Raw genomic sequence first — 26,779 nt, 5'->3', positions numbered from 1 at the left:
GAAGCTCGTTCTCGGAGCTCTGATGCGCAAGCTGGTGGCGATCGCCTACGGAGTGTTGAAATCCGGACTTCCATTCAATCCGGCACTCCACTCCGCTTGACGGAGAACACAGTATCTACGAAGTCAGAAGCGCTCCCTCGCCGCCGCTACCGCCACTGCGCGTCCCCGCCCGCCACGCCCGTACTGCCGCTGGCGGTGGCGGGTGGCAGCGCAATTTCATCGCCACGGTCGGGGGCCCGCGTGCGCTGGGGCCTTGGATGCGGCATCGCCCCGGCCCCGGCGGCAGTGGTGTCCGGCGTGGGCTCGTCCCGCGCGATGCTCGGCGTGTCGACGCGGGCCGGCTCCTCGCGCCGACTGCGCGGCATCGTGCTGCGCGGCTTGGGCGGCCAAGCCTGCACCCGCGCTGGCGCGGGCGTTGCCGCCGCCTGCGCGGACTGGGCCTTCGCCGTCAGCACCGGCGCGGCCACGGGTGCGGTTGCAACCGGCGGGGTGGCAACGGTCTGGGTCGCAGCAGCCTGGGACGCTGCCGCCGCCGGTGCCGGCGCAGCCGTTGACGGAGGCGCTGCCTTCGCGATCGCCACCGGCGCCTTTCCGCCCGTGGCCTGCTGCACCGTCAACAGCCCCTGCCGTGCAAACCGGGTCTTCTCGGCCTTGTCGCCATACCGCGCGCGATAAGCCTCCAGGCTGGCGCTGTACAGACGCTCGGCGCGCTGGAACAAGGGCTTCGCCTGGGGCGAGCCGAGCGCGCCCGCATTCGCGTACAGGCGCCCCAGCTGGTACATCGCATCGGCCAGCGGGATGGGGTCTCCGTCGCTCAGGACGGCCGCCTTGCGGCAGGCATTGAGGAAGCTCGCCTCCGCATCGTGCTGCCGGCCCCCCGCCTCGGCTTCCTTGCCCCTCAGGATCAGGGAGGCCACCTCCGGCGCATCGGCGCTGTCCGGCTTGGGCTGCACGCTGTCCTGCCCGTCGCCGCTGTCCGCCCGCGGCAGCACCGGGGCGACGTCGCAATTGCCGGCGACCGCCATCACGAACGCGGTGCTCGCCGGTGCAGCGCCCATCACGTGCGTCGCCTGCCCCGGCGTGGTCGCGTACGGCCCGTCGCCGCCGCGCAGGCTCATCATCCCGACGGCCCCGACGCTCACGCCGACCAGGAGCGCCAGGCCGACCAGCAGGGGGGTGCGCACGTGCCTTGCCATGGCTGGAAAGTAGCTGCCCTCGCCCGCACGGCAGGCGGGACGGCGAGGACAGGCGGAGACAGACCCCTCCTACGCGCGGGCGCCAGCGCCCGCGCGCTGCCGCTCTTCTTCGCGCAGGCGCAGAACGCGCCGCTGGACCTTGCCCGTGGTGGTCATCGGCAGGGCTTCGATGAACTCGATTTCCTTGGGGTATTCGTAGGGCGCGAGCTTGCCGCGCACATGCAGCTGCAGTTCGCTCACGAGCTGCGCGTCGAAGTCATCGACGCCGCGGGCTGCGCTCGCGCGGGCCTGCAGCACCTGCGGCGCCAGCACTACGTACGCCTTCACGAGCGCGCCGCGCTCCGCGTCGGGCTTCGGCACCACCGCGGCATTGATGACGGCAGGGTGCTTCACGAGGCAGTTCTCGATCTCGCTCGGGCCGATGCGGTAGCCGGCCGCCTTGAACACGTCGTCGGCCCGGCCCTGGTACCAGAGATAGCCGTCCTCATCGCGCGTGGCGAGGTCGCCGGTGCGGCACCAGTCGCCGGTGAACTTGCGCCGCGTGGCATCGGGGTTCTTCCAGTAGCCCAGGAAGAAGATCGGATCGGGATCCCCGTGCACGTCGCAGCGATGCACCGCGACGTCGCCGGCGACACCGGGCGGCACCTCGTTGCCGTCGTCGTCGATCACGGCCACCCGGTGCCCGGGGTAGGGCCGCCCCATGCTGCCGGCGCGCGCGGGCCAGCCCACGCCGCCGGCGGTGTCGCCGTTCATGGCGCAATTGCCCACCACGTAGTTGATCTCGGTCTGGCCGAACATCTCGTTGACGACCACGCCCAGCTCGTCGCGGCAGTACGCGAACACCGCGTCGCCCACGGCTTCGCCCGCGCTCATGATCGCCTGCAACTGCAGCCGGAAGCGCTCGCGCGGGTGCGGATACGCCTTCATCATCGCCTTCAGCGCGGTCGGGAACAGGAAGGTGTGCGTGACCCCGTGCTCCTGCATCAGCGCGAAGGCGGTGTCGGGATGGAAGCGCGCGTTGCAGGCGACGATGGGCCGGCCGAAGTAGAGCGAGGGCAGCAACGCGTCCATCAGGCCGCCGGTCCACGCCCAGTCGGCCGGCGACCAGAAGACGGCATCGCTCTCCCCGGCAAGGTCTTCCCTCACCCCGACCCTCTCCCGCAGGCGGGAGAGGGTGAGATCGGCATCGTGACCCACGAGCGGGTCACGATGTGACGCAGGCTGGAACCCGAACCAGTTCTGGCTGCACACGAACCCGGGCAGGTTGCCGAGGAGGGCGCGGTGCGGAATCAGCGCACCCTTGGGCGGCCCGGTCGTCCCGCTGGTGTAGATGAGGACCGCCCCCTCGTCGGCTTGCGTGGTGACCGGGGTGAAGTCCGGCGCGAATTGCGCGCGCTGCGCTTCCCAGGCGAGATCGGCGCGTGCGCCCGCTGCGCCGACCCCGACCACGGTGCGCAGGGCGGCGCAGCTGGCGCGGACCTGCTCCACGTTGGCGATCGAGCTCTCGTCGCAGAGCGCCACGACGGCTTCGCTGTCCTGCAGGCGGTATTCGAGCGCGTCCGGCCCGAACAGAATGGACAGCGGCATCGCCACCGCGCCCATCTGCAGCACCGCCATGTAGGCGATCGCGGTCTCGAAGCGCTGCGGCATGACGATCGCGACGCGGTCGCCGCGCTGCACGCCCAGTCGCGCCAGCAGCGCGCTCATCGCATTCGCCTCGCGCTGCAACGCCTCGAACGTCAGCGTGGGCGCGGCCTCGTCGCCATGCGCGCGGATCGCGACGCGGGTGGCCGCGTCCTCGCGCGCCGCCCAGCGGCCGCAGCAGGCCTGCGCGATGTTGAACTGCTTGGGCACCTGCCAGCCGAAGCCGGCGTGCATCGCCGCCCAGTTGTCCCTGCCTTGACTGCCTGCCATGGTCCGCTCTCCTATCATCGGCGGAATGTATCAACCGAAGCGTGCCTCCCGCAGCGAGTTTGTCCCGATCCGCAATCTCCGCTACCACGTTCGCCTGTGGGGCACGCCGCGTGCGGACCAGGCGCCGCTGGTGATGGTGCACGGCTGGATGGACGTCGCCGCGTCCTGGCAGTTCGTGGTGGACGCATTCGCGCAGGACCGCTTCGTGATCGCGCCGGATTGGCGCGGCTACGGCCTGACGGCGCTGCCCGGGACCGACAACTATTGGTTCCCCGACTACCTGGCCGACCTCGACTTCCTGCTCGATCACTATGCCCCGGACACACCGGTGGACCTGGTGGGCCACAGCATGGGCGGCAACATCGCGATGCTCTACTCCGGCGCCAGGCCCGAACGCATCCGGCGGCTCGTCAATCTCGAGGGCTTCGGCATGGCGGCCACGCGCGCATCGCAGGCGCCCGGCCGGTATGCCAAGTGGATCACCGAGCTCAAGGCCTTCCACCGCGGCGAGCTGGCGCTCAAGTCCTATGAAAGCGCCGAAGGCGTCGCCCGCCGCCTGATGAAGACCAATCGCCGGCTCGGCCAGGACCAGGCCGAGTGGCTGGCCCGGCACTGGGCGCGGCAGGGGGCCGACGGCCGCTGGCACATCCTGGGCGATGCGGCGCACAAGATCATCAACGCCAACCTGTTCCGGGTCGACGAGGTGCTCGAGATCTACAAGGCGATCCGCGCGCCCGTGCTCGCGGTGGAGGCCAGCGACGACAGCCTCGGCCAGTGGTGGCAGGGCCGCTACACGCTGGACGAGTACCACGAACGTTTGAAGTCCGTGTCCGACGCGCGCATGGCGCGAGTGGAGGACGCCGGCCATATGCTGCACCACGACCAGCCGGCAGCGGTCGCGCGACTGATCGAGGAATTCCTCGAGGAGCGCGCCGTCGCCGCTGCGTGAATTCATTCTCCCTTCCGGAAATTCGTGAAATTTTTTGGTTGGGAATGCGCTGGCGCAGAGCTCTTCGTAACAACACTTGCCGTAGGACGAGGCCTACCCCATAGTCGGAATTCTTCGATAGGGGTGACTCATGTGGAAGTCGGGTGTGGCGGCCCTGGTGGCAGCAGCAGTGATCAGTCCGGTGCTGGCGCAACCGGACGACTTCGACCAGGGCATGAACACGTTGTGGGAGGCGCTCTGGCACCAGAGCGGCACCCCCACCCGGCTCGTCCGCTGGGAGCAGGACATCAAGGTCCGCATCTTCGGCGTGAACCTCGCCCAGCATAAGCAGCACACCCTGCAGGCGTTGACGGAAGTTGCGGCTGAAGGCGGGATCAAGGTGATCGACGTCAGCGGCCGGCCTGATGCCGCCCAGGTGGCGAATGTCAGCATCGAGATCGTCCCCGACAACATGCTGGAAGACGCGCAGCCCTGCGTCACCTTCCTGAACTTCCAGGTGGAGACGAAGATCGACTCCGCCGCGATGCAGATGCGCAACCGCGACGCCTGGCGCTGCGCGTACCACGAGAGCATGCACGTGATGGGCGTGCGCGGGCACCCCTCCGGCAAGTCCGTCCTCAGCTACTTTCCCACCAAGGTCGACGGCCTGCTGCCGCTGGACCGCGTGATGCTGCACGCGTGGTACTCGCCGCGCACCCACGGTGGCATGACGCCCTTCGAGGTGCTCCCCGTGCTCGCCGACGAGCTGATCGCCAGCGCGCCCGAGAAAGACAGGGCGGCCGAGAGCGCCGAGCGCGACCGCTTCTTCCACTCGACCATCGAGCAGATGCAGTCCTTCGCCGATGGCAAGGGCGACATCCCCATGATCGTCAAGCGCTCGGGCAAGTCCACCAACGAAGGCATCCGCTTCGGCCGCATGGAGATGAGCTACTTCCTCGGCGTGGCCTATCTCGAAGGCAGCACGGTCCCCCAGGACCCGAACCAGGCCGTGCTGTGGCTGCAGCGCGCCGCCACCCTGGGCAGCCGCACCGCGCAGACCCGCCTGGGCGCCGCCACCGCGCCGCGCTGACGCCCGCGCGCCGCCAGCGCGGCTGATTCCGGCCCGGCCGGCCCACGGCCCAGCCATTTCCCGGCACACTGGCCGGCTTGCCTGTTCCGGCACGCCGCGCCATGCTCATCGCCACTCCCAACGATCCCGGCGTCTTCCGCCGCATCCTCACCCGCAACGTCACGCTGCCGCTGTCCGTCGGCCTGCTCAGTGCGCTGCTGTTCATCACGCTCATCGTCTACCTCATGCAGTCGCAGCGCTGGGTGGAGCGCAGCGACCTCGTGATCTCGCGCGCCTATGCCTCGGAGACCGCCGACCTGGAACTGGAGACCAGCCTGCGCGGCTACCTGCTCGCCGGCGAGGAACGCTTCCTCGACCGCTTCGAGCCCGCGCTGGTGGCGGTGCGCTCGGAGGTGAATGGCCTGAAGGCCATGGTGCAGGACGAACCGGAGCAGGTGCAGCGGCTGGACCGCATCCTCGCCTTGCAGGCGACGTGGAACGACTACGCCCGCCAGCGCATCGGGCAGATGCGCGCCGACCCCAACTACCGCATCGGCGCCGGCACCGGCGAGGGCAAGCGCATCAAGGATGCAGTGCGCGAAGAGTACGACCGGTTCATCGCGGGCGAGCAGCGCCTGCGCCAGCAGCGCACCGACGCGGCCAACCGCAACGCGTGGATCACCGTGATCGCGTTCGCGGTCTTCACGCTGGCCACGGGCATCGTCCTCGCCTGGCGCGGCCGCCGCGACCTGCTCGGCCTCAGCGGCACCTACGACGCCGCGTTCCAGGAGCAACAGCGGCAGGCCGAGGCGCTCGCGGCACAGGCCTGGCTGCGCGAGGGCCAGTCGCTGCTGTCCGAGCAGCTCGCACGGGAGCAGGACCTGGGCTCGGTCGGGCACGCCGCACTCGAATTCCTCGCCGGGACCCTGGGCATCACGGTCGGCGCGCTGTACGTTCCGGAGCCGGGCGGCTTCGCGCGGGCGGCGAGCTGGGGCTGGGCGCCCGAAGCGGCGGCCGCAGGCGAGCACATCCCGGCGGACCGCACGCTGGTGGCGGAGTGCGCGTCGCAGCGCCGGCAGATCGCGCTGGACGACGTGCCCGCGGGGTACCTGCAGGTCAACTCGTCCCTGGGCGCAACGACGGCACGCTCGGTGCTGATCTCGCCCGTGGAGCACGAGGGGCGGCTGGCCGGCGTGCTGGAAATCGGTCTGCTGCGCCCGCTAGCGCCGCGCGACGGCGAGATGCTGAAGTACGCCAGCGGCATCCTCGGCGCCTCGCTGGAAGCCGCGCGCTACCGCAAGCGGCTGCAGGACGTGCTGGAGGAAACGCAGCAGCTCAACGAGGAGCTGCAGGTGCAGCAGGAGGAACTGCGCACCGCGAACGAGGAACTCGAGGAGCAGTCGCGTGCGCTGAAGGAGTCGCAGGCGCACCTGGAAAGCCAGCAGGCGGAGCTGGAGCAGACGAACCTGCAGCTGTCGGAACAGGCCGACCGCCTGGAGCAGCAACGGGACCAGCTGCGCACGGCGCAGGCGCAGCTCGAGGAGCGCGCCACTGAACTGCAGCGCGCGAGCCGCTACAAGTCCGAGTTCCTCGCCAACATGTCGCATGAGTTGCGCACGCCCCTGAACAGCTCGCTGATCCTGGCCAAGCTGCTGGCGGACAACGCGGAGGGCAACCTGAGCGAGGAGCAGGTCCGGTTCGCCGAGTCGATCTACAACGCGGGCAACGACCTGCTGACCCTCATCAACGACATCCTCGACATCGCGAAGGTCGAGGCCGGCAAGCTGGAGATGCGCCCCGAGGTGATGCCGGTGCGGTCGCTGTGCGAGGGATTGCGATCGATGTTCGAGCCGCTCGCGCGCCGCAAAGGGCTGTCCTTGCAGGTCGTGCTCGCGCCCGATCTCCCCGACTCCCTGTACACGGACCGGCACCGGCTGGAGCAGATCCTGCGCAACCTGCTGGCGAACGCGATCAAGTTCACCGACCACGGCACGGTGGCGCTGCATGTCGCCCTGGAAGCGGACCGGCGCATCCGCTTCGAGGTGCGCGACAGCGGCATCGGCATCCCGCCATCGCAGCAGGAGCTGATCTTCGAAGCCTTCCGCCAGGCCGACGGCACCGCCAGCCGCAAGTACGCCGGCACGGGCCTGGGCCTGTCGATCTCTCGGGACCTCGCCCGCCTTCTGGGCGGCGACATCGCGGTGGAAAGCACGCCCGGCCAGGGCAGCACCTTCAGCGTGGCCCTGCCGCTGGAATACCGGGCCGCCCTCGCCCAGCAGCCGCTCGCCATGGTGCCACCCGGCACGGACAACCAGCAGGCAGCGCGTCCGGTGGCGACTCCTGCCCCGGCCGCTACCAAGCCCGCTGGGCCCGCGCCCACTCGTCCACCGGCGCCCAGCTTTCCCGATGACCGCGAGGCGGCTGCGGAGGGTCGCCGCACGGTGCTGGTCGTGGAAGACGACGCGCGCTTCGCCCGTATCCTGTTCGACCTCGCGCACGAGCTGGGCTACCGCTGCCTCGTCGCGCACGATGCGCGCGAAGGCATGGAGCTGGCGCAGGCGCAGGTGCCCGACGCCGTCCTGCTCGACATCCTGCTGCCCGACGAGACCGGGCTGGCGGTGCTGCAGCGGCTGAAAGCCGATCCGCGCACGCGCCACATCCCGGTGCACGCGCTGTCGGCGGAGGACCGCTCCGAGCCCGCGCTGCAACTGGGCGCCATCGGCTACGCCCGCAAGCCCGCGTCGCGCGAGGACCTGCAGGAAGTGTTCCGGCGCCTCGAAGAGAAGCTGAGCCAGAAACTCAAGCGCGTGCTGCTGGTGGAGGACGACCCGCGCCAGCAGGAGAGCGTGCGCGCGCTCATCGGCGACGGGGACATCGAGATCGTCGCCGCCGCCCAGGGAACCGAGGCGCTCGCCGCCCTGTCGGACTCGGTGTTCGACTGCATGATCATCGACCTCAAGCTCCCCGACATGAGCGGGCAGGAACTGCTGCGCCGCATGGCCGCGGGCGAGAGCCGGTCGTTCCCGCCGGTGATCGTCTACACCGGCCGCAACCTCACGCGCGACGAGGAAGCCGAGCTGCTGCGGTACTCGCGCTCCATCATCATCAAGGGCGCGCGCTCGCCGGAACGGCTGCTCGACGAGGTCACCCTCTTCCTGCACAAGGTCGAGACCCAGTTGTCCAGCGAACGGCAGAAGATGCTGCGCACCGCGCGCAGCCGCGACAAGGCCTTCGAGGCCCGCCGCATCCTGGTGGTGGACGACGACATGCGCAACATCTTCGCCCTCACCAGTGCGCTGGAGCAGAAGGGCGCCGAGGTGGAGGTGGCGCGCAACGGCGTCGAGGCGCTGCGCAAGCTCGAGGAGAACCCCGACGGCATCGACCTCGTGCTGATGGACATCATGATGCCGGAGATGGACGGCCTCACCGCCACGCGCGAGATCCGCAAGAACCCGCGCTGGCAGAAGCTGCCTGTGATCGCGGTCACGGCCAAGGCCATGAAGGAAGACCAGGAGAAGGCGCTCGCCGCCGGCGCCAACGACTACCTGGCCAAGCCGATCGAGCTGGAGCGCCTGTTCTCGCTGATGCGCGTGTGGATGCCCAAGCTGGAGCGCATGCTGTGAGCTGCGCACCGAGGGGCCGGGTATGACCCTGGCCGTCGCCGACATCGAGATCCGGCTGCTCGTGCAGGCGGTGCACCTGCGCTACGGCCACGACTTCCGCGACTACGCCTTCGCCTCGCTGAAACGGCGCGTGCTGCAGGCGCAGGAGCGCATGGGCGCGGACACCATCTCCGCGCTGCAGGAACAGGTGCTGCACGATCCCGCGCAATTCGCGCAGCTGCTGCAGTACCTCACGGTGCCGGTGAGCGAGATGTTCCGCGACCCGGCCTACTTCCTCGCGCTGCGGCGGCACGTGGTGCCGGTGCTGCGCACCTATCCTTCGCTGAAGGTCTGGGTGGCGGGCTGCAGCACGGGCGAGGAGGCGTACTCGCTGGCGATCCTGCTGCAGGAAGAAGGCCTGCTGGAGCGCACCATCCTCTACGCGACGGACATCAACCACGCCTCGCTGGACAAGGCGCGGCACGGGATCTTCCGGCTGGAGCCGATGCAGTCGTTCACGCGCAACTACCAGCGGGCCGGGGGCCTGCGCAGTTTCAGCGACTACTACACCGCCGCGTATGGCGGCGCCCTGTTCGACAAGGGGCTGCGCCGAAGCATCACCTTCGCCGACCACAGCCTTGCAACGGACGCGGTGTTCTCGGAGACGCAGCTCGTGTCCTGCCGCAACGTGCTGATCTATTTCAATCGCGCCTTGCAGGACCGCGCGATCGGCCTGTTCCACGAGTCGCTCACGCGGCGCGGCTTCCTCGGCCTGGGCTCCAAGGAGACGCTGGACTTTTCCGCCTATGCCGACCGGTTCGAGCCGGTGAGCCGGGCCGATCGCGTGTACCGCAAGAGTGGGAGCGACGCATGAAGCGGGAACTCGAGCCCTGTTTCCGTTTTTCCGCCGAGGCGGTGGCGATCGGCGCCTCCGCGGGCGGCATCGATGCGCTGTTCACGCTGTTCCACGGCCTGCAGCCGCCCGTGCAGGCGGCCATCATCGTCGTGCTGCACCTGCCCGAGGACCACGAGAGCCGGCTGGTGGAGGTGTTCGCGAGCCGCGTAACCGTGCCGGTGCGCGAGGCGCAGCCGAATGCGGCAATCGCCGCGGGCACGATCTGGTTCGCGCCGCCCGGCTACCACCTGCTGGTGGAGCGCGAGCGCAGCTTTTCGCTCAGCTGCGATCCACCCGTGCTGTTCTCGCGACCCTCGATCGACGTGCTGTTCGACACCTGCGCCGAAGCCTACGGCAACAGCCTCGCCGGGCTCGTGCTGACCGGCGCCAACGAGGACGGCGCCCGCGGGCTCGCCCGCATCAAGGCCTGCGGCGGGCTGGCCGCCGTGCAGGACCCGCACGAGGCGGCGCACACCGTCATGCCGCAGGCGGCCATCGCCGCGGCCGATCCCGACTACGTCATGCCGCTGGCAGGCCTGCGCCGGCTGCTGCACACTGTGGTACGCCGATGAGCCCCGATTCCCACGCCATCAACCTGCTGCTGGTGGACGACCTGCAGGAAAACCTCGTTGCGCTCGAGGCGCTGATCCGCGCACCGGACCGCCGCATCTTCACGGCGCGCTCGGGCGACGCGGCGCTGTCGCTCATGCTGGAGCATTCCTTCGCGCTGGCCATCATCGACGTGCAGATGCCGTCCATGAACGGCTTCGAACTCGCGGAGCTGATGCGCGGCACGGAGCGCACGCGCGCCATCCCCATCGTGTTCGTGAGCGCCGCCGGCCACGAACTGAACTACGCCTTCCGCGGCTACGAGTCCGGCGCGGTGGACTTCCTGCACAAGCCGCTGGATCCGCACACCGTGCGCAGCAAGGTCAGCGTGTTCGTCGAGCTGTTCCGCCAGCGCCAGGAACTGCAGGAAGCCAAGGCGCAGTTGCAGCGCGCGGTGAGCATGCGCGACGACTTCATGTCCATGATCGCGCACGAGCTGCGCAATCCGCTCAATTCGGTGTACCTGCAGGCGCAGTTGCGGCGCAAGATGGTCGGCGGCCCCAGGCAGCCGGATGCGCAGGCCATGCTGCGCATGGTCGAACGCGACGAGCGCCAGATCCGCAGCATGGTGCGCTTGCTCGACGACATGCTGGACGTGTCGCGCGTGCGCACGGGCAAGCTCACGATCGTGCCGGCGCCGTTCGACCTCGTCGCATCCGCGCAGGTGGTCGTCGAGGCCATCCAGGAACAGGGCAAGGCCACCGGCGTGCAGGTGACGCTGTCTGCACCGCCGACACTGGAGATCGTGGGCGACGAGTTCCGCATCGAGCAGGTGATCACCAACCTGCTGACCAATGCGCTGCGCTACGGCCAGGGCAAGCCCGTCGCGGTCGCGGTCGGCTTGCGCGAGGAAGTCCCCGAGGCCTTCGTGTCCGTCCGCGACCAGGGCATGGGCATCGCGGCGGCCGACCAGGAGCGCATCTTCGAGCAGTTCGAGCGCACGGAGGGCGCGGCCCAGGTCGCCGGCCTGGGCCTCGGGCTGTACATCGCGCGCCAGATCGCGCAGGCGCACCACGGACGCCTCGAGGTGCGCAGCGCGCCCGGCGAAGGCGCCGAATTCGTGCTCTCGCTGCCTCTGGCCGCACCGGACGCGTCCGCATGAGAAAATCACGGACAACTCAAGGACACGACACACCATGGACGCAGAACGCATCAACCTGATCGGCACCTCCCTGCAGGACCTGCAGGCCCGGACAGTCGATCTCCGGAGGTATCTTTGACTTCGATGCCAAGTCGGAGCGCCTGAGGACCGTCACCGCCGCGCTGGAAGATCCCACGGTCTGGAACGATCCCAAGAAGGCCCAGGAGCTGGGCAAGGAAAAGAAGCAGCTCGATGGCATCGTCCTCGTGCTGCAGGACCTCGAGCGCGAGCTCGCCGACAACCTCGAGCTCTACGAGATGAGCAAGGAGGAAGGCGACGAGGCCGGGCTGCAGACCATCGAGGCCGAGAGCCAGAAGGCAGAAAACATCGTCAAGGACCTGGAGTTCCGGCGCATGTTCAACCAGCCCGCGGACCCCAACAACTGCTTCCTCGACCTGCAGGCAGGCGCGGGCGGCACCGAGGCCTGCGACTGGGCCAGCATGCTGCTGCGCCAGTACATCAAGTACGCCGAGCGCAAGGGCTTCAAGTACACCATCGAGGACGAGACGCCCGGTGACGTCGCCGGCATCAAGAGCGCCACGATCAAGATCGAGGGCGACTACGCCTTCGGGCTGCTGCGCACGGAAACGGGCGTGCACCGGCTCGTGCGCAAGTCGCCGTTCGACTCCTCGGGCGGGCGGCACACCAGCTTCGCCAGCGTGTTCGTCTACCCCGAGATCGACGACTCGATCGAGATCGACATCAACCCGGCGGACGTGCGCGTGGACACCTTCCGCGCCTCGGGCGCGGGCGGCCAGCACATCAACAAGACCGACTCGGCGGTGCGCCTGACGCACATTCCGACGGGCATCGTCGTGCAGTGCCAGGACAGCCGCAGCCAGCACAGCAACCGCGACGTCGCCTGGCGGCGCCTGCGCTCGCGCCTGTACGACTTCGAGATGCGCAAGCGCATGGAGGCGCAGCAGGCGCTGGAGGCGACCAAGACCGACGTGGGCTGGGGTCACCAGATCCGCAGCTACGTGCTGGACCAGAGCCGCATCAAGGACCTGCGCACCAACGTCGAGATTTCCAATACCCAGAAGGTGCTGGACGGCGACCTCGATCCCTTCATCGAGGCCTCGCTGAAGCAGGGCGTGTGATGGCGCAGGCACTCGCCGGCCCGCGCGTGCCCGCATCGCGGGATTTCGAAGAGCTGATGAAGAACGATTTACCGGAGAGCCTCCATGCGTGAAGGGACTTCCAAGGTGATCCACCGGGCGGACTACCAGCCGCCCGCGTTCTGGATCGACACCGTCGAACTGTGCTTCGACCTCGACCCCGCGAAGACGCGCGTGCTCAATCGCATGCGCATCCGCCGCAACCCCGACGTGGTGCCGCAGCCGCTGCGCCTGGACGGCGAGGAACTGAACCTGGCCCGCGTGCTCGTCGGCGGCCAGGGCACCTCCTTCAAGATGGAGGACGGGCAACTGGTGCTGGAGAACCTGCCGGAGGGCAACGACCCGTTCGAGCTGGAGATCTTCACGACCTGTGCGCCCGCGAAGAACACCAAGCTGATGGGCCTCTATGTCAGCAACGACTCCTTCTTCACGCAGTGCGAGGCCGAGGGCTTTCGCCGCATCACCTATTTCCTGGACCGTCCCGACGTGATGGCCAGCTACACGGTCACGCTGCGCGCCGACAAGCAGAAGTACCCCGTGCTGCTGTCCAACGGCAACCTGGTGGACCACGGGGATCTGGCCGAAGGCCGCCACTTCGCCAAGTGGGTGGACCCCTTCCGCAAGCCGTCGTACCTGTTCGCGCTGGTGGCCGGGCAGCTGGTCTGCCGCGAGCAGCGCATCAGCGCACGCAGCGGCAAGGAGCACCTGCTGCAGGTGTACGTGCGTGCCGGCGACCTGGACAAGACCGAGCATGCGATGAACTCGCTGATGGCGTCCATCGCCTGGGACGAGGCGCGCTTCGGCCTGCCGCTGGACCTGGAGCGCTTCATGATCGTCGCGACCAGCGACTTCAACATGGGCGCGATGGAGAACAAGGGCCTGAACATCTTCAACACGAAGTACGTTCTCGCCAGCCAGGCCACCGCGACGGACACCGACTACGCCAACATCGAGTCGGTGGTGGGCCACGAATACTTCCACAACTGGACCGGCGACCGCGTCACGTGCCGCGACTGGTTCCAGCTCTCGCTGAAGGAAGGCCTCACCGTCTTCCGCGACCAGGAGTTCAGCCAGGACCTGGCGGGGCAGCCTTCGGCGCGCGCGGTCAAGCGCATCGAGGACGTGCGCGTGCTGCGCACGGCGCAGTTCCCCGAGGACGCCGGCCCGATGGCGCACCCGGTGCGCCCCGACCAGTACCTGGAGATCAACAACTTCTACACCGTCACGGTCTACGAGAAGGGCGCGGAGGTCGTGCGCATGATGCAGACCCTGGTGGGCCGGGAAGGCTTCGCCCGCGGCCTGACGCTGTACTTCCAGCGCCACGACGGCCAGGCCGTGACCTGCGACGATTTCGCGCAGGCCATTGCCGATGCCAACCCCGAGTCGCAGCTCGCGCAACGGCTGGAGCAGTTCAAGCGCTGGTACAGCCAGGCCGGCACGCCGCACGTGCGCGTGCAGACCCACTTCGACGCCGCCTCCGGCATCTACACGCTGACGCTGTCGCAAAGCTGCGCACCCACGCCGGGCCAGCCGGACAAGCAGCCGTTCGTGATCCCGGTGGCGCTGGGGCTGCTGGACGCGGAAGGCCGCGAACTCACCAGCGGCCTGCACGTGCTGACGCAGGCCAGCGAGACGCTCACCTTCCCCGGCTACGCCGCCGAGCCCGTGCCCTCGCTGCTGCGCGGCTTCAGCGCGCCGGTGATCCTGGACTACGAGTACAGCGACCAGCAGCTGCTGGCGCTGCTCGCGCACGACACCGATCCCTTCAACCGCTGGGAGGCCGCGCAGCGCCTGGCGACCGGGCGCGCCCTGACCTTCCTGCGCAGCGACAGCGCCGTGCAGCTCGACGCTCCCTACGTCGAGGCCATGCGCAGCGTGCTGCGCCACCCGGCGCTCGATGCGGCCTTCAAGGAACTGGTGCTCACGCTGCCCGGCGAGACCTACATCGCGGAGCAGCTGGACGTGGTCGATCCGCAGCGCGTGCACGCGGTGCGCGAGTCCATGCGCGCGCAGCTGGCGCAGGCGCTCGCGCCCGACTGGGAATGGGCGTACGAGGCGCACAAGGACACCGGCGCCTACAGCCCCGACCCGGCGTCGGCCGGCCGCCGCGCGCTCACCGGCCTGGCGCTCACGCAGCTGTGCCTGGCCGCGCGCGCCTCGGGCGACACGGTGTGGCCCGGCAAGGCCTACCAGCGCTTCAAGGACGCGTCCAACATGACGGACCGCTTCAACGCGCTCGCGGCCCTGGTGAGCGCCGGCAGCGATCTCGCGGCTGCGGCGCTGCAGCGCTTCCATGCGATGTTCAGGAACGAGCCGCTGGTGCTGGACAAGTGGTTCGCCCTGCAGGCCGGCGCGCCCGACCGCGGCGGCAACGTGCTGCCCATCGTGAAGCAGCTGATGGCGCACCCGGACTTCAACATCCGCAACCCGAACCGCGCGCGCAGCGTCATCTTCAGCTACTGCAGCGCCAACCCCGGCGGCTTCCATCGCAGCGATGCGGCGGGCTACGTGTTCTGGAGCGATCGCGTGATCGAGCTGGATGCGATCAACCCGCAGGTGGCGGCGCGGCTCGCGCGCGCCCTGGACCGCTGGAAGAAACTCGCCGAGCCCCTGCGCGGCGCCGCGCGCGAAGCGATCGCCCGCGTGGCGGCGAAGCCGGATTTGAGCAACGACGTGCGCGAGGTGGTCTCGCGTGCACTCGCCGATTAGAGTTCCGACATGAGCAATACCTCCCTCACCCGTTACCTGGTCGAGCAGCAGCGCACGCACGGGCACATTCCCGGGCAGCTTCGCCTGCTGATCGAAGTGGTGGCGCGCGCCTGCAAGCGCATCAGCCATGCCGTGAACAAGGGCGCGCTCGGCGACGTGCTCGGATCGGCCGGCACCGGCAACGTGCAGGGCGAGATCCAGAAGAAGCTGGACATCATCGCCAACGAAGTCCTGATCGAGGCCAACGAATGGGGCGGCCACCTCGCCGGCATGGCCAGCGAGGAAATGGAAGGCATCTACGTGGTGCCCAACCGCTTCCCCAAGGGCGAATACCTGCTGCTATTCGACCCGCTCGACGGCTCCTCCAACATCGACGTGAACGTGAGCATCGGCACCATCTTCAGCGTGCTGAAGATGCCCGAGGGCGACCGCGGGGTCGACGAGGGCGACTTCCTGCAGGCCGGGCACAAGCAGGTGGCGGCGGGCTACTGCGTGTACGGGCCGCAGACCACCCTGGTGCTGACCGTGGGCGACGGCGTGGCGATGTTCACGCTGGACCGCGAGCAAGGCTCCTTCGTGCTGACGCAGGAAGACGTGCGCATCCCGGAGGACACCAAGGAATTCGCGATCAACATGTCCAACATGCGGCACTGGGACGCGCCGGTGAAGCGCTACATCGACGAATGCCTGGCCGGCAAGGAAGGCCCGCGCGGCAAGGATTTCAACATGCGCTGGATCGCATCGATGGTCGCCGACGTGCATCGCATCCTCACGCGCGGCGGCATCTTCATGTATCCGTGGGACAAGCGGGAGCCGGACAAGCCGGGCAAGCTGCGCCTGATGTACGAAGCCAACCCGATGTCGTGGCTGGTGGAGCAGGCAGGCGGCGCCGCCACCAACGGCAAGCAGCGCATCCTGGACATCCAGCCGAAGAAGCTGCACGAGCGCGTGAGCGTGATCCTGGGCTCGAAGAATGAAGTGGAGCGGGTGACCGCGTACCACCGGCAGTAAGGCGGAAGGGCGCGCGGCTGGCGGCGGGAGCGGGGACACTGGCCGGACACGGCCAGCACCCACTGCCGCCGGAGGTGCCAGCGTCGGGCAAACCAGATCCCCTATAATCCGAGGCTTCGCCGGAGTAGCTCAGTCGGTAGAGCAGCTCATTCGTAATGAGAAGGTCGGGGGTTCGATTCCTCTCTCCGGCACCAGACGCCACGAAAAGGGTTTGCTACCAGATGGGTAGCGAACCCTTTTCCATTTCTGCCATGTAGCCAGCATGTAGCCGGTTGCCCGGTGGAGCCACAGACAGGACCCGGGTGCGCACGACCTTCTAGACAGGGTCGTCCGGCGCCGCCGGGACCTGCCGGCCGGTTCTGCGCTCGTACAGCCTCATGGCTTTGCGCGCAATCAGATTCGCAGCGATGCGCCGCGCCAGTTCTTCGCGCTCCGGCGGCTGCAGCGGTTCCGAAGCCCTCCTGCGCACCCCCTGCACGCAAGGACCAGAAGCGGCTGGAGCGTCGCAGCCTGCCCTGTCCGACTGCATTTCCGGCTGCGTGCCGTCCTCCGATTGCATATCCTTCTCCTTGCGCGCCGTTGTACTCGCGGTGTGCGCGTGATCGCCAACATTAGCACGCAGTACGCGCGCGCAGCACGAACACCGTTTCCACGCGGCGCGCGCTCCCGCACTGAGGAGCTGAGCGTCGTTCCCCTCGGCCCCGGCGTCAGCCTGCATCCGGCGGGGCGAATGAGCGTATCCTCAAATCGATGCAGATCGGCGACTTCATAGAGCAGCAAATCGGGCCCATCGTGGAGGAGTGGGTGGAGTTCGCGAACACCAGGCTGTCGCCTTCCCACCAGTTCACCCGAGAAGAGCTTGCCGATCATGCGAGAGTGCTCCTGCTGGCCATTGCCGCGGACATGAAGCACACCCAGGGCGCGCAGGCAACGCACGACAAGGCCCAGGGCAACAAGCCGGATAACGCGCCTGACATCACGCGCATTGCGCAGAACCACGCCGCACAGCGGTTCGATCAGGGGTTCTCGCTGGACGACCTGATCTCGGAGTTCCGCGCCCTTCGTGCGTCCGTCATCCGCGGGTGGACCAGGCAGCTCCAGCAGCCACAACCCGAAAACCTGGAGCAGCTCACGCGGTTCGGAGAGAGCATGGACCAGGCCCTCTCCGCGTCCGCCTCCCTGTACTCGAAGAAGGTGGACGATTCGCGCAACCTCCTGCTCGGGGTGCTTGGGCACGACTTGCGCACACCGCTGGGTGTCGTGCACATGAGCGCGCACTACCTGCTGCGCGCGGACACTCTCACGGGTGCGCAGACGAAGGCGGTGGCGCGCATCCTGACTGCTGCAGAACGAATGAAAGGGATGGTGAAGGACATTCTCGACTTCACGCAGACCGCCCTGGGTGTCGCACTGCCCATCACGCCGGCGCCCGGCGACTTCGGCGAAATCACGCAGGACATCGTCGCTGAAGTCGCAGCGCTGCATCCGGATAGCCGGATAGAGCTCACCCGGGAAGGCGTCCTCACAGGGCGCTGGGACGCCGCCCGGGTCGGGCAGATGCTCGCCAATCTGGTCGCAAACGCGGTCCAGCATGGCGCGTCAGGGGAGCCGGTGCTCGTGACGGTCGACGGAGACACGGATGCCGTGCGCGTTCAGGTGAGGAATGGCGGCAACCCGATCCCTGCGGAAGCACGAGAGAACCTGTTCTCCCCGCTGCGGCAGAAGCCCACGACCGAGCAGGAAAGGAGCCCTGGCTCCTCGGGCCTCGGCCTCGGCCTGTACATCACGAAGGAGATCGCGGTCGCGCACGGAGGCACAGTGGACGCGACGTCGAATCACGAGGGCACCACGTTCACCGTCCGGCTGCCCCGGATACCGCCCTTGGCTGCAGACCGCAGGGCGAAGACGGTCGGCGATCGCCAACCCCGAAGCTGACGAAGCGCGCCGGCGAATTGCTCCTCTCGCGTGGCGCGACCTGATCACGCGGGTTGAGCCAGGTGGCTGGTGAGAGGACCTGAGCGGGCCGGGCCGGCGGCCGCTGTCGTAGCATGGCAGGCGTGTCACCGAATCAAGGACCGGGTCCGTCCGAGGCCACCCGGGCGGGGTCGACGACATCGAGCGCTCGATCGGGCCGATCGATACGAACGCGCTCTCCCCTCAGCGACCCAGGACTTCGAGGTTGGCGGGAGGAAACGGCGCCGGGAGCGGGCCGCCCATCACGCAGACGGCGTACGCGAGCAGGTAGTGCCCGTCCTCTCCTCCGCCCACGGCCACGCCGGGTTGCGTCGGGCCGGAGCACCCGGTGCCCGAGACCACGTTGACCAAGGACAGGGTCCTGGTGGTCTCCGTGCTGTCGAGGAGCTCACCGGCCCCGCCAATCTCCAGGATCGTCGTGTAAGCCTCGGTCGTCCGGTAGTTGGTCAAGTTGGATTCGGCGACGATGCGGAAGCCCGTCGCGGCAGGAATCACTTGCACGGAGTCGAGGAAGCTGTCGTTCCGGAAGCTCGCGCTCGCAGGAGAACTGGAGGAAGTCGCGGGAGTTCCGAGCGCGTCGAACAGCTGCCAACGCACCTGGAGGCTCGGTCCACCATCGTAATAGGCCCAGGCGAACAAGGCCGCGCCCCGGGACAGGGACGCAGCTCCCAGCAGGCTGTAGCGGTGAAGCCCGCCGGACGGCTGCAGACCCGCGGGCTGCAGCAGCTGTTCCGGTCCAGCGGCATCCAGCGCTGCATCCAGCCGCCGCGCCAGCACGCTCTCCATGCCGTCGGGGTTGCGTTGCACCCACGCGGCGAGGAAATTGCCGTCTGGCATGGGCGTGACCTGCAACGCGGCCTGCGCGCCCGCGCTGTTGCTCAAACCGACTCGGGCGGTGACCGCAGTCCCTGCAGCGCTGAAGCGACGCAGGTGGGCGCGTGGCGGGCTGGCCCCTTCGGACGCAACCCATGCGACCACGAAGCCACCATCCGCCAGAGCCCTCGCCTGGATGCCCAGTGTCTTTGTGTATGCGGTCGCGTCGGCCGACGCGGCGGCTGCGACGGGCGCGCCCGATGCGGCATAGCGCCGGAACAGCACGCTGTGATCGGCCGCGATCCAGGCGAGCAGCCAGCCGCCGTCCGCGGTCGCCACGACGGAGAGACGAGTGCTCACATCGGGGTCGCCCATGAGGACCGTGCCCGCCGCTTGCGCGGCACCGACGGCATCGCCCTCTGCGTCAAGCGGCTGCACCAGCAGGGACGTTCCGGCCACCCATGCCACCACGGAGCCTCCACCGGTCAGGCGCGCCGTGGACGTCAGATTCTTGTTGGCTGAAGCCGCGATGTTCGACGCCAGGACTGTGGGACCGAACGGCGCAAATGCCCCCGGCTGGAGGATGTCGGTCGGTGCGGGTGCGGGTGCAGGGGCCGGCGCCGGTCCCGGAGCAGGAGCGGGAGGCGGCGCATTGCTGCTGCTGGCATCCGTCGTCGGCGAACCACTCCCCCCGCCGCCGCAAGCCGATAACAGCATCGCCAGGACCAACGGGATCGCCACTGTCGCGTTCTTGTTCATGCGCAGCCCTCCGGTCGGCTGTCCACGCCGCCGACGGTTGAATGGATGACGCGGGGAAGACCACACGAGGTTTCCGGAAAAGCTCCCGTGCTCCGGCGGGAGCGCATGCCGTGCGGTTGTAGGGTTCGCGCGGGTGCACACGCGCGGAACGACCTACATCGAGACCGGTGCGCCGCGCGCCTTGTGGAGCAGCCGTATCGGGCGCCTCTCACCTGTCGAAGAACACCTTTTCAGAGTCGTCGTCCGGCAGGTTCCTGTCGCTTGTCCGCCGCAAGAAGGCGGCCGCAACGTCCGGTGGCCACTGTCGTAGCATCGCTGGCGCGCCACCGAACCAAGGACCGGGTCCCATCATGAACATCCTGCAGAAATTCGATCTCCGCGGGCGCATTGCGCTCGTCACGGGCTCCAGCGCCGGCATCGGTCTCGCGCTGGCGCAGGCACTCGGCGAAGCCGGCGCCACCGTCGTGCTCAATGGCCGCAATGCGGACAAGCTGGAACGCGCGGCCGCTGCGCTGGGCGAGAGTGGGCTGAAGGTCCACACGCGCGCCTTCGACGTGACTTCCTCCGAGGCCACCCGGGCGGGCGTCGACGACATCGAGCGCACGATCGGGCCGATCGACATCCTCGTGAACAACGCCGGCATGCAGCGCCGGGGACCGCTCGACCAGTTCGACGAGGCGACCTGGCACGAGCTGATGCGCACCAACGTCGACAGCGTCTTCTACGCGAGCAAGGCGGTGGCCGCGCACATGATCCCGCGCAAGCGCGGCAAGGTCATCAACATCTGCTCGGTGCAAAGCGAGCTGGGGCGGCCCGGCATCGCGCCGTACACCGCCAGCAAGGGCGCCGTGAAGATGCTCACGAAAGGCATGGCGATCGACTGGGGCCCGCACGGCATCCAGGTCAATGGCCTGGGCCCGGGCTACTTCAAGACCGAGCTGACGCAAACGCTGGTCGACAACGCGGAGTTCACGCAGTGGCTGGTCAACCGCACGCCCAGCCGGCGCTGGGGCAACGTGGAGGACCTCGCCGGCGCGGCGGTCTTCCTCGCGAGCCCGGCCTCCGATTTCGTCAACGGCCACATCCTGTACGTGGATGGCGGCGTCACCGCAACGCTCTGAGGACGGAACCATGGACGCTCTCGTCATCCACGCCCCCGGCGACCTGCGCGTCGAGCCGGTGGACACCCCTGCGCTGGAGGCTGGCCAGTTGCGCGTGAAGGTCAGCGCCGGCGGCATCTGCGGCTCCGACCTGCACTACTTCCACCACGGTGGCTTCGGCACGGTGCGCATCAAGGAACCGATGGTGCTCGGGCACGAAGTGGCCGGCGTCATCGCCGAAGCCGGCGCCGAGGTGCGCGGCTTCGCTGCAGGCGAGCGCATCGCGATCAGTCCGAGCCGGCCCTGCGGCCGCTGCCGCTATTGCCAGGAAGGGCTGCAGAACCACTGCCTCGACATGCGCTACTACGGCAGCGCGATGCGCACGCCGCATGTGCAGGGCGCGTTCCGGCAGGAGATCGTGGTGGAGGACTGGCAGGCGCATGCGCTGGCCGACGGCGTGAGCGACCAGGAAGGCGCGATGGCCGAACCGCTGTCGGTCGCGCTGCATGCGGTGCGGCGCGCGGGCCCGCTCCTGGGCAAGCGCGTGCTGGTCACCGGCTGCGGGCCGATCGGCGCGCTGCTGGTCGTGGCGGCACGCAGGGCGGGCGCGGCGCAGATCGTGGTGACGGACATCGGCGAGTTCCCCTTGCGCAAGGCGCTGCAGGTGGGCGCCGACGAGGCCCTCAACACCGCCGAACAGCCGGACGCGCTGCAGCGCTTCACCGTCGACAAGGGCCACTTCGACGTGCTGCTCGAAGCGAGCGGGAACGAGCGCGCCCTCACCGGTGCACTCGACGCGCTGCGCCCGCGTGCGGTGATCGTGCAGGTGGGCCTGGGCGGCGAGATGAAGCTTCCGATGAACGCGCTGGTCGCGAAGGAGTTCGACCTGCGCGGCGCGTTCCGCTTCCATGAGGAGTTCGCGATCGCGGTGGAACTGCTCAACAAGGCGCTCGTCGACGTGAAGCCGCTGATCTCCGCGACCGTCCCTTACCGCGACGCGGCGCGCGCGTTCAAGCTCGCGTCGGACCGGTCGCAGGCGATGAAGGTACTGCTGAGCTTCGACTGAAAGGATTTGTGCGGAGCTTCGTGTGGCTCACCCCGGCGCAATGAGTACCAACGATTTAATTCAAACGCTCCTTTGCGCGCGTTGCCCTCTTTTTCGTCAGTATCGTGACAGTATGAGTAGGCAGAATCCTTAACCAGCGGTCTGCCTGGAGCGAGCACTCCCGAGACCGCAGGGCGAGACCCAGTCCCCGCCGCAACCAACAAGAAGAGCAGTAGACGGTGAACTCCTTTCCTGAGCCCCAGCTAGTCGCGGAAGGCCCGCCTCGCAGCGCGAGGGCGGAGGCCGTCGAGCGCGAGCGCGAGCGCGAGCAGATCATCATGCGGTGGTCCGTCGTCGGCCACGACCGGCTGCTCGGGACCATCTTCGGTCCCCTCGGACAAGGGGGCGCTCCCAGGACCGTCATGACCTCCCCCGTGGTGCAGGTGCGCCTCGTGGGCTCGTCGGGGCGCCCAGTGGCATTCACCGAGTCGGGCAGCGCCTACCGCCTGGGCGAACCGTCCGAGATGTTCGGCCAGGCACGCGCCGAGAAGTTCGTCGTCGCCAAGGCGCGGCCGCCCGGCGCGCCCGTGGTCCCCCATCCCGAGATGACGAGCTCGTCCGTCGCGCTCGACGACTGAGCTGCGCTGGCGCCTAGCCGGGCTGCCCGAGGACTTCGCGGAAGAGGCCCAGGACGGACGAAGGCTCGCCCTTCCACACCAGGTGCGTGCTGCTGCGGCGGATGCGTGCCGGCAATTCGTGTTGCGCCACGTCCCTCGCGGCGCGCAGGGCCAGCAGCAGCGAGCGCGGAACCGCCGCGAAGCCCGTGCCCGCCGCCACGCACGCGATCATCGCCTGGTACGACGCGAGCTCCAGCGTGCGCGCCGGCGCGATGCCGGCCGCGCCCAGCCATTCCTCCAGCTTGCGCCGATACGAGCAGCCGGCGGCGAACGCGACCATGGTGGCGCCTGCGAGGTCGCCTGGCTGCTTCACGCGCGCAACGGTGCGTGCGGTGATGAGCACAAGCTCTTCGTCGAACACCCTGATCGCCTCGAAACCACGGGCATTGAACGGCTCGGAGACGAAGGCCGCCTCGAGCTCGAAGTTCGCCACGCGATCCAGCAAGGCGCCCGTGGTCCCGGTGGCCAGCTCGACCTCCACGCCCGGGTATGCGCGGTGGAAGCGTGACAGCACGGGCGCCAGCCGGCTGCCCGCCGTGCTCTCCAGTGCGCCGATGCGGAACACGCCGGCGGGATGGCCCGAGCGCAGCTGGCTCTCCGCTTCGTCGGCGAGATGGAACAGGCGCTGAACGTACGACAGCAGCACCTGGCCTTCGGCGGAGAGCGCGAGCGAGCGGCCCTGCTTGCGGAACAGGGCGACGCCAAGCTCGCGCTCGAGCTGCTTCACGCGCGTGCTCACGTTGGAGGGCACGCGATGCAGTTTCGCGGCCGCCCGGACGATGCCGCCCTCGCGCACCACCGCGCTGAAGATCTCCAGGGACTCGAGGTCGAGCGTTCTCATTCCGAGAAGGATGCAGCAAGAAAATTCAATTGTCGATGCAGGGAGATTTGGGTCCAATGAAGCCCTATGCACCATCCATGGAACGCAACCGAGGCGTCACGGTGCCGGTGGCGATGGCTGGCGCCGCCGCGGGCCTGCTCGCGAGTGCATCATGGTTGTGGCTGGCCTCGCGCACAGGCGACGCGAGCGGGCCACAGGAGAACATGACATGAACCTCGAAGAACTTCTGGGCATCGAACTGCCCATCATCCAGGCGCCGATGGCCGGCGTGCAGGGCAGCGCACTCGCCGCCGCCGTTTCCGGCGCGGGGGGACTGGGATCCATCCCCTGCGCGATGCTGGGACCGGACGGCATCCGCAAGGAAGTCGAGATCGTGCGCGCGGCAACCTCGCGGCCGTTCAACGTCAACTTCTTCTGCCATGTGGAGGCACCACCCGATGAAGCTGCGGACGCGGCGTGGCGCGAGCTGCTGTCGCCCTACTGCCGCGAACTGGGAATGGCGGAGACGCAAGCACCGGCCGGCGCCGCCCGCGTGCCCTTCAACGCGGCAGCGGCCGACGTGCTGGAGGCCTTGCGCCCGCCGGTGGTCAGCTTCCACTTCGGCTTGCCCGCTCCCGACCTGCTGGCGCGTGTGCGCCGCTGCGGTGCGCGCATCCTCGCCTCGGCAACGACCGTCGCCGAAGCGCTGTGGCTGCAGGAGCGCGGGGTCGACGCCATCATCGCCCAGGGCTGGGAGGCGGGAGGCCATCGCGGCCACTTCCTCAGCACCGACCTCACCGAACAGCCGGGCACGTTCGCGCTGGTTCCGCAGGTGGTGCGCGCCGTGCGCGTGCCCGTGATCGCTGCCGGCGGCATTGCCGATGCCGCCGGTGTCGCGGCGGCACGCGCGCTCGGCGCCGCGGGCGTGCAGGTCGGAACGGCCTACCTGCTGTGCCCCGAAGCGACGACCAGCAGCGTGCACCGCGCCGCGCTCAAGGAGCCTCGGCGCGTGCACACGGCGGTCACCAACGTGTTCACCGGCCGGCCTGCGCGCGGCATCGTCAACCGCATCGTGCGCGAGCTGGGTCCGCTGAATCCGCAGGCGCCGGCGTTCCCACGCGCTGCGGGTCCGCTCGCGCCCTTGCGCGCCGCCGCGGAGAAACAGGGCAGCGGCGAATTCTCACCGCTGTGGTCGGGACAGAACGCGTCCGGGTGCAGGGAGGTTCCGGCGGCGCAGCTCACGCGCGAACTCGCGGGAGTGCCCGCGCGCTGAACCCGCGACACCGAACCGCTATTCCTTGATGTTGGCCTTGCGAACGATCTCGCGGTAGCGCGCGTGCTCCGCCTGCACGAAGCGGCCCAGGTCCTCCGCCGATCCCGAGCCGGGCAGCGCGCCCTGCTCGCCGAACCGCGCGCGCACCTCGGGCTCCTGGAGCACCGCATTCAATTCCTCGTTGAGGCGGTGCACGATGGCAGGCGGCGTTCCCGTGGGCGCGAAGATGCCCGTCCAGCTCACCATCACGTGCCCCTTGAGGCCCGGCATTTCCGAGAACGCCGGCACGTTGGGCAACGAGTCCAGCCGCGCGGGACCCGTGACGCCCAGCGCCCGCATGCGGCCACCCAGCACCTGCGGCACGGCCGTGGTGCTCACGAGCATGGCGACGTCGACCTGGCCGCCGATCACGTCGGTGGCGATCTGGCCGCCGCCGCGATAAGGCACGTGCGTCACGTAGATGGCGCTGCGCTCCTTGAGCAGTTCCATCGCCAGTTGCAGCACCGTGCCGACGCCGGACGTCGCGTAAGTGAGCTGGCCCGGTTTCGCCTTGGCGAGCTGCACGAAGTCCGCATAGGTCCGGGCCGGCATCTTCGGGCCGGCCACGAGCACCAGGGGCGCCGTGTTCAACATCGCCACAGGCGTGAGGGCCTGCAGGGGGTCGAAGCGATAGGCCGCGGGGTTCACCAGCTTGCCGATCGCGATCGCGCTGTCCGTGCCCGCCACCAGCGTGTAGCCATCGGGCGCCGCCGCTGCTGCCTTGGCGAGGCCGACGGCGCCACCCGCGCCGCCGATGTTGTCGATCAGCACGGTCTGCTTCAGCCGCTGGGACAGGCGCTGCGCCACCAGGCGCGCGTTGTAGTCGACGCTGCCGCCCGCGGTGTACGGCACCACCAGGGTGATGGGCTTCGCGGCAGGCCAGCCGGCTTGCGCCGACGCCAGCACGGGAGCGAGGAGAGCGGCGGCCAGGAGGAGGTTCCTGGGCATGGCGGTGCTCACTTTCCGGGACCGGCGGAGCCGGCGAAGAAACGCGCACGCAGCGCGTCGAACTCGGCGGCCCAGTCCGCCTGCCAGCGCTCGCGTGTTTCCTCCGGCAGCCAGGCGCCCGCAATGCCGTTCAGCATGAAGGAGCGCAAGTCGTCGAGGCCGAAGCCGAAGTCCCTCACCATTCTGGCCCAGGTCTCCGTCGGCGTGACATGGTGCAGCGTCGGGTCGTCGGTGTTGGGGTGGATGCGCAGCCCCAGGGCCGGCATGCGCCGGATCGGATGATCGAGTGCCCAGCGTTCGGGCGGCAAGGTGCGCAGGTAATAGGAGTTGGTCGGCACCACCGTGAAAAGCACATTGCGTGCCGCGCACTCGGCCGCGAACTGCGGGGCGTCGACGACGGTGTAGCCGTGGTCGATCCGGTCGACCTTCAACACGTCCAGCGCTGCCAGCACGTTGGTCCACGGCATCCCGAACTCGCCCGCATGCGCCGTGGTGCGCAGCCCGCCCGCACGCGCGAGCGCGTACGCCTGCTCGAACAATTCCGGCGGGTGGTCCACCTCGCGGTAGTCGATGCCTATCCCCGCCACTTCCTCGCAGCGGTTGTGCAGCACCCATTCCACCATGTCGACGGCGGCTTTCGGTCCCGCCTCGCGGTCGATCGCCGCGATCAGCCGCCCCGAGATGCCGAACTGCGCGCGCGCATCACGGATGGCGCGCACGATCGCATCCTGCGCCTCGCGATAGGGGATGCGCGACACGCGCACGGTCCCGGTCGGGTTCCAGGAAAACTCGGCGTGGCGGACGTTCTGCCCTGCCGCGTCCAGCAGGTACTCGATGGCCATGCGGTACAGGTCCTCGGGGCCGCGCACCAACATGGCGTCGAGTGCACGCAAGACGCGCAGCACCCCGACGGGCTTGTCGCCGCGCGTGTAGAAGCCGTCGATCTCCTGCGCAGCCAGCGGCGAGCCCGCGCGCCGGTTCAGGTCCTCGAAGGTGGCCTTGCGCACGCTGCCGAACAGGTGGCAGTGCAGCTCCACCTTCGGCATGGCATGGAGGAAGCTCTCGAGTGCTGGCGTGGCGACGCTCATGCAGGGAATGCTACTTATGGGGGGCGATAAACTGAAGTGATTACTGCTTAT

The 26,779-nt window shown here is 68.8% G+C and carries 21 protein-coding genes, 1 tRNA gene and 1 pseudogene; 17 read left to right on the top strand and 6 right to left on the bottom strand.

The window, feature by feature from the left end; translation table 11 throughout:
• A pseudogene (locus tag JJB11_RS26255) lies at nt 1–100 on the top strand (IS110 family transposase); the annotation flags it as partial.
• A 46-nt stretch (nt 101–146) separates the two neighbouring features.
• Here the strand turns inward: JJB11_RS26255 and JJB11_RS24155 are convergent.
• Entirely contained in the window at nt 147–1,196 is a 1,050-nt protein-coding gene (locus tag JJB11_RS24155) for a tetratricopeptide repeat protein (protein WP_201177618.1), read from the bottom strand.
• Between the two features lie 69 nt (nt 1,197–1,265).
• Nucleotides 1,266–3,110: an acetate--CoA ligase gene (locus JJB11_RS24150; RefSeq protein WP_201177617.1), complete on the bottom strand. Its 1,845-nt coding sequence runs from the start codon at nt 3,108–3,110 to the stop codon at nt 1,266–1,268.
• A gap of 25 nt (nt 3,111–3,135) precedes the next feature.
• Here JJB11_RS24150 and JJB11_RS24145 point away from each other — a divergent pair, with 25 nt between their 5' ends.
• From JJB11_RS24145 to JJB11_RS24095, 11 genes are all read left to right on the top strand, one after another.
• Nucleotides 3,136–4,059 carry an alpha/beta fold hydrolase gene (locus JJB11_RS24145; protein WP_201177616.1) on the top strand — a complete coding sequence of 308 codons (924 nt, stop codon included), beginning with the start codon at nt 3,136–3,138 and terminating at the stop codon, nt 4,057–4,059.
• A 130-nt stretch (nt 4,060–4,189) separates the two neighbouring features.
• Nucleotides 4,190–5,128, top strand: coding sequence for an SEL1-like repeat protein (locus tag JJB11_RS24140; RefSeq protein ID WP_201177614.1), 939 nt, complete (start codon nt 4,190–4,192; stop codon nt 5,126–5,128).
• Between the two features lie 101 nt (nt 5,129–5,229).
• The gene (locus JJB11_RS24135) at nt 5,230–8,730 is read left to right on the top strand and encodes a response regulator (protein WP_201177621.1); all 3,501 of its coding nucleotides are present in this window, start codon (nt 5,230–5,232) and stop codon (nt 8,728–8,730) included.
• 22 nt (nt 8,731–8,752) lie between these two features.
• On the top strand, nt 8,753–9,583 hold the full coding sequence (locus JJB11_RS24130; RefSeq protein ID WP_201177612.1) for a CheR family methyltransferase: 831 nt from the start codon (nt 8,753–8,755) through the stop codon (nt 9,581–9,583).
• Complete coding sequence (locus tag JJB11_RS24125) at nt 9,580–10,176, top strand: chemotaxis protein CheB (protein WP_201177610.1); 597 nt, start codon at nt 9,580–9,582, stop codon at nt 10,174–10,176. Before JJB11_RS24130 ends, JJB11_RS24125 begins: the two co-directional genes overlap by 4 nt.
• Nucleotides 10,173–11,315: a hybrid sensor histidine kinase/response regulator gene (locus JJB11_RS24120; protein ID WP_201177608.1), complete on the top strand. Its 1,143-nt coding sequence runs from the start codon at nt 10,173–10,175 to the stop codon at nt 11,313–11,315. Before JJB11_RS24125 ends, JJB11_RS24120 begins: the two co-directional genes overlap by 4 nt.
• Before the next feature lie 34 nt (nt 11,316–11,349).
• Nucleotides 11,350–12,454, top strand: a protein-coding gene (prfB, locus tag JJB11_RS24115) for a peptide chain release factor 2 (RefSeq protein ID WP_201177606.1) whose coding sequence is annotated in 2 segments (ribosomal slippage) — nt 11,350–11,430 and nt 11,432–12,454 — 1,104 coding nt in all. Because the reading frame shifts where the segments join, the coding sequence is not laid out codon by codon here.
• Between the two features lie 84 nt (nt 12,455–12,538).
• Entirely contained in the window at nt 12,539–15,181 is a 2,643-nt protein-coding gene (gene pepN, locus JJB11_RS24110; protein WP_201177605.1) for an aminopeptidase N, read from the top strand.
• 9 nt (nt 15,182–15,190) lie between these two features.
• Nucleotides 15,191–16,192, top strand: coding sequence for a class 1 fructose-bisphosphatase (locus JJB11_RS24105; RefSeq protein WP_201177604.1), 1,002 nt, complete (start codon nt 15,191–15,193; stop codon nt 16,190–16,192).
• A gap of 118 nt (nt 16,193–16,310) precedes the next feature.
• A tRNA-Thr gene (locus JJB11_RS24100) sits at nt 16,311–16,386 on the top strand.
• A gap of 556 nt (nt 16,387–16,942) precedes the next feature.
• Complete coding sequence (locus JJB11_RS24095; RefSeq protein WP_201177603.1) at nt 16,943–18,127, top strand: sensor histidine kinase; 1,185 nt, start codon at nt 16,943–16,945, stop codon at nt 18,125–18,127.
• Between the two features lie 222 nt (nt 18,128–18,349).
• Here the strand turns inward: JJB11_RS24095 and JJB11_RS24090 are convergent, their stop codons facing one another.
• Nucleotides 18,350–19,738 carry a hypothetical protein gene (locus JJB11_RS24090; protein WP_201177602.1) on the bottom strand — a complete coding sequence of 463 codons (1,389 nt, stop codon included), beginning with the start codon at nt 19,736–19,738 and terminating at the stop codon, nt 18,350–18,352.
• 350 nt (nt 19,739–20,088) lie between these two features.
• Between JJB11_RS24090 and JJB11_RS24085 the strand changes: the two genes are divergently transcribed.
• From JJB11_RS24085 to JJB11_RS24075, 3 genes are all read left to right on the top strand, one after another.
• On the top strand, nt 20,089–20,859 hold the full coding sequence (locus tag JJB11_RS24085) for a glucose 1-dehydrogenase (protein ID WP_201177601.1): 771 nt from the start codon (nt 20,089–20,091) through the stop codon (nt 20,857–20,859).
• A gap of 10 nt (nt 20,860–20,869) precedes the next feature.
• Nucleotides 20,870–21,904, top strand: coding sequence for an L-idonate 5-dehydrogenase (locus JJB11_RS24080; RefSeq protein ID WP_201177599.1), 1,035 nt, complete (start codon nt 20,870–20,872; stop codon nt 21,902–21,904).
• A 218-nt stretch (nt 21,905–22,122) separates the two neighbouring features.
• Nucleotides 22,123–22,521 (top strand): hypothetical protein, encoded by a 399-nt coding sequence (locus JJB11_RS24075; protein WP_201177597.1) that lies wholly within the window; start codon nt 22,123–22,125, stop codon nt 22,519–22,521.
• A gap of 13 nt (nt 22,522–22,534) precedes the next feature.
• Here the strand turns inward: JJB11_RS24075 and JJB11_RS24070 are convergent, their stop codons facing one another.
• A complete protein-coding gene (locus JJB11_RS24070; protein ID WP_201177595.1) occupies nt 22,535–23,401 on the bottom strand; it encodes a LysR family transcriptional regulator in 867 nt (288 codons plus the stop codon).
• A 77-nt stretch (nt 23,402–23,478) separates the two neighbouring features.
• Here JJB11_RS24070 and JJB11_RS26470 point away from each other — a divergent pair, with 77 nt between their 5' ends.
• Together JJB11_RS26470 and JJB11_RS24065 are read left to right on the top strand one after the other, a co-directional pair.
• Nucleotides 23,479–23,613, top strand: coding sequence for a hypothetical protein (locus JJB11_RS26470; protein ID WP_277988877.1), 135 nt, complete (start codon nt 23,479–23,481; stop codon nt 23,611–23,613).
• A complete protein-coding gene (locus JJB11_RS24065; protein WP_201177594.1) occupies nt 23,610–24,653 on the top strand; it encodes an NAD(P)H-dependent flavin oxidoreductase in 1,044 nt (347 codons plus the stop codon). Before JJB11_RS26470 ends, JJB11_RS24065 begins: the two co-directional genes overlap by 4 nt.
• 18 nt (nt 24,654–24,671) lie before the next feature.
• Here JJB11_RS24065 and JJB11_RS24060 read toward each other — a convergent pair whose 3' ends face one another.
• Together JJB11_RS24060 and JJB11_RS24055 are read right to left on the bottom strand one after the other, a co-directional pair.
• Nucleotides 24,672–25,640 carry a Bug family tripartite tricarboxylate transporter substrate binding protein gene (locus JJB11_RS24060; RefSeq protein WP_201177593.1) on the bottom strand — a complete coding sequence of 323 codons (969 nt, stop codon included), beginning with the start codon at nt 25,638–25,640 and terminating at the stop codon, nt 24,672–24,674.
• Between the two features lie 8 nt (nt 25,641–25,648).
• On the bottom strand, nt 25,649–26,728 hold the full coding sequence (locus JJB11_RS24055; protein ID WP_201177592.1) for an adenosine deaminase family protein: 1,080 nt from the start codon (nt 26,726–26,728) through the stop codon (nt 25,649–25,651).
• Nucleotides 26,729–26,779: the final 51 nt, after the last annotated feature.

Origin of the sequence: Ramlibacter ginsenosidimutans (assembly GCF_016654015.1) — a bacterium.
In the GTDB taxonomy this organism is placed as follows: Bacteria; Pseudomonadota; Gammaproteobacteria; order Burkholderiales; family Burkholderiaceae_C; genus Ramlibacter; species Ramlibacter ginsenosidimutans.
Note: the sequence above shows the minus strand (reverse complement) of the source record. Positions and strands in the feature narration are given on the sequence as shown.

Excerpts from the sequence above, each read along its gene's own strand:
- JJB11_RS24155 (WP_201177618.1), bottom strand. The coding sequence starts at position 1,196 with ATGGCAAGGCACGTGCGCACCCCCCTGCTGGTCGGCCTGGCGCTCCTG.
- JJB11_RS24150 (WP_201177617.1), bottom strand. The coding sequence starts at position 3,110 with ATGGCAGGCAGTCAAGGCAGGGACAACTGGGCGGCGATGCACGCCGGC.
- JJB11_RS24145 (WP_201177616.1), top strand. The coding sequence starts at position 3,136 with ATGTATCAACCGAAGCGTGCCTCCCGCAGCGAGTTTGTCCCGATCCGC.
- JJB11_RS24140 (WP_201177614.1), top strand. The coding sequence starts at position 4,190 with ATGTGGAAGTCGGGTGTGGCGGCCCTGGTGGCAGCAGCAGTGATCAGT.
- JJB11_RS24135 (WP_201177621.1), top strand. The coding sequence starts at position 5,230 with ATGCTCATCGCCACTCCCAACGATCCCGGCGTCTTCCGCCGCATCCTC.
- JJB11_RS24130 (WP_201177612.1), top strand. The coding sequence starts at position 8,753 with ATGACCCTGGCCGTCGCCGACATCGAGATCCGGCTGCTCGTGCAGGCG.
- JJB11_RS24125 (WP_201177610.1), top strand. The coding sequence starts at position 9,580 with ATGAAGCGGGAACTCGAGCCCTGTTTCCGTTTTTCCGCCGAGGCGGTG.
- JJB11_RS24120 (WP_201177608.1), top strand. The coding sequence starts at position 10,173 with ATGAGCCCCGATTCCCACGCCATCAACCTGCTGCTGGTGGACGACCTG.
- pepN (WP_201177605.1), top strand. The coding sequence starts at position 12,539 with ATGCGTGAAGGGACTTCCAAGGTGATCCACCGGGCGGACTACCAGCCG.
- JJB11_RS24105 (WP_201177604.1), top strand. The coding sequence starts at position 15,191 with ATGAGCAATACCTCCCTCACCCGTTACCTGGTCGAGCAGCAGCGCACG.
- JJB11_RS24095 (WP_201177603.1), top strand. The coding sequence starts at position 16,943 with ATGCAGATCGGCGACTTCATAGAGCAGCAAATCGGGCCCATCGTGGAG.
- JJB11_RS24090 (WP_201177602.1), bottom strand. The coding sequence starts at position 19,738 with ATGAACAAGAACGCGACAGTGGCGATCCCGTTGGTCCTGGCGATGCTG.
- JJB11_RS24085 (WP_201177601.1), top strand. The coding sequence starts at position 20,089 with ATGAACATCCTGCAGAAATTCGATCTCCGCGGGCGCATTGCGCTCGTC.
- JJB11_RS24080 (WP_201177599.1), top strand. The coding sequence starts at position 20,870 with ATGGACGCTCTCGTCATCCACGCCCCCGGCGACCTGCGCGTCGAGCCG.
- JJB11_RS24070 (WP_201177595.1), bottom strand. The coding sequence starts at position 23,401 with ATGAGAACGCTCGACCTCGAGTCCCTGGAGATCTTCAGCGCGGTGGTG.
- JJB11_RS26470 (WP_277988877.1), top strand. The coding sequence starts at position 23,479 with ATGGAACGCAACCGAGGCGTCACGGTGCCGGTGGCGATGGCTGGCGCC.
- JJB11_RS24065 (WP_201177594.1), top strand. The coding sequence starts at position 23,610 with ATGAACCTCGAAGAACTTCTGGGCATCGAACTGCCCATCATCCAGGCG.
- JJB11_RS24060 (WP_201177593.1), bottom strand. The coding sequence starts at position 25,640 with ATGCCCAGGAACCTCCTCCTGGCCGCCGCTCTCCTCGCTCCCGTGCTG.
- JJB11_RS24055 (WP_201177592.1), bottom strand. The coding sequence starts at position 26,728 with ATGAGCGTCGCCACGCCAGCACTCGAGAGCTTCCTCCATGCCATGCCG.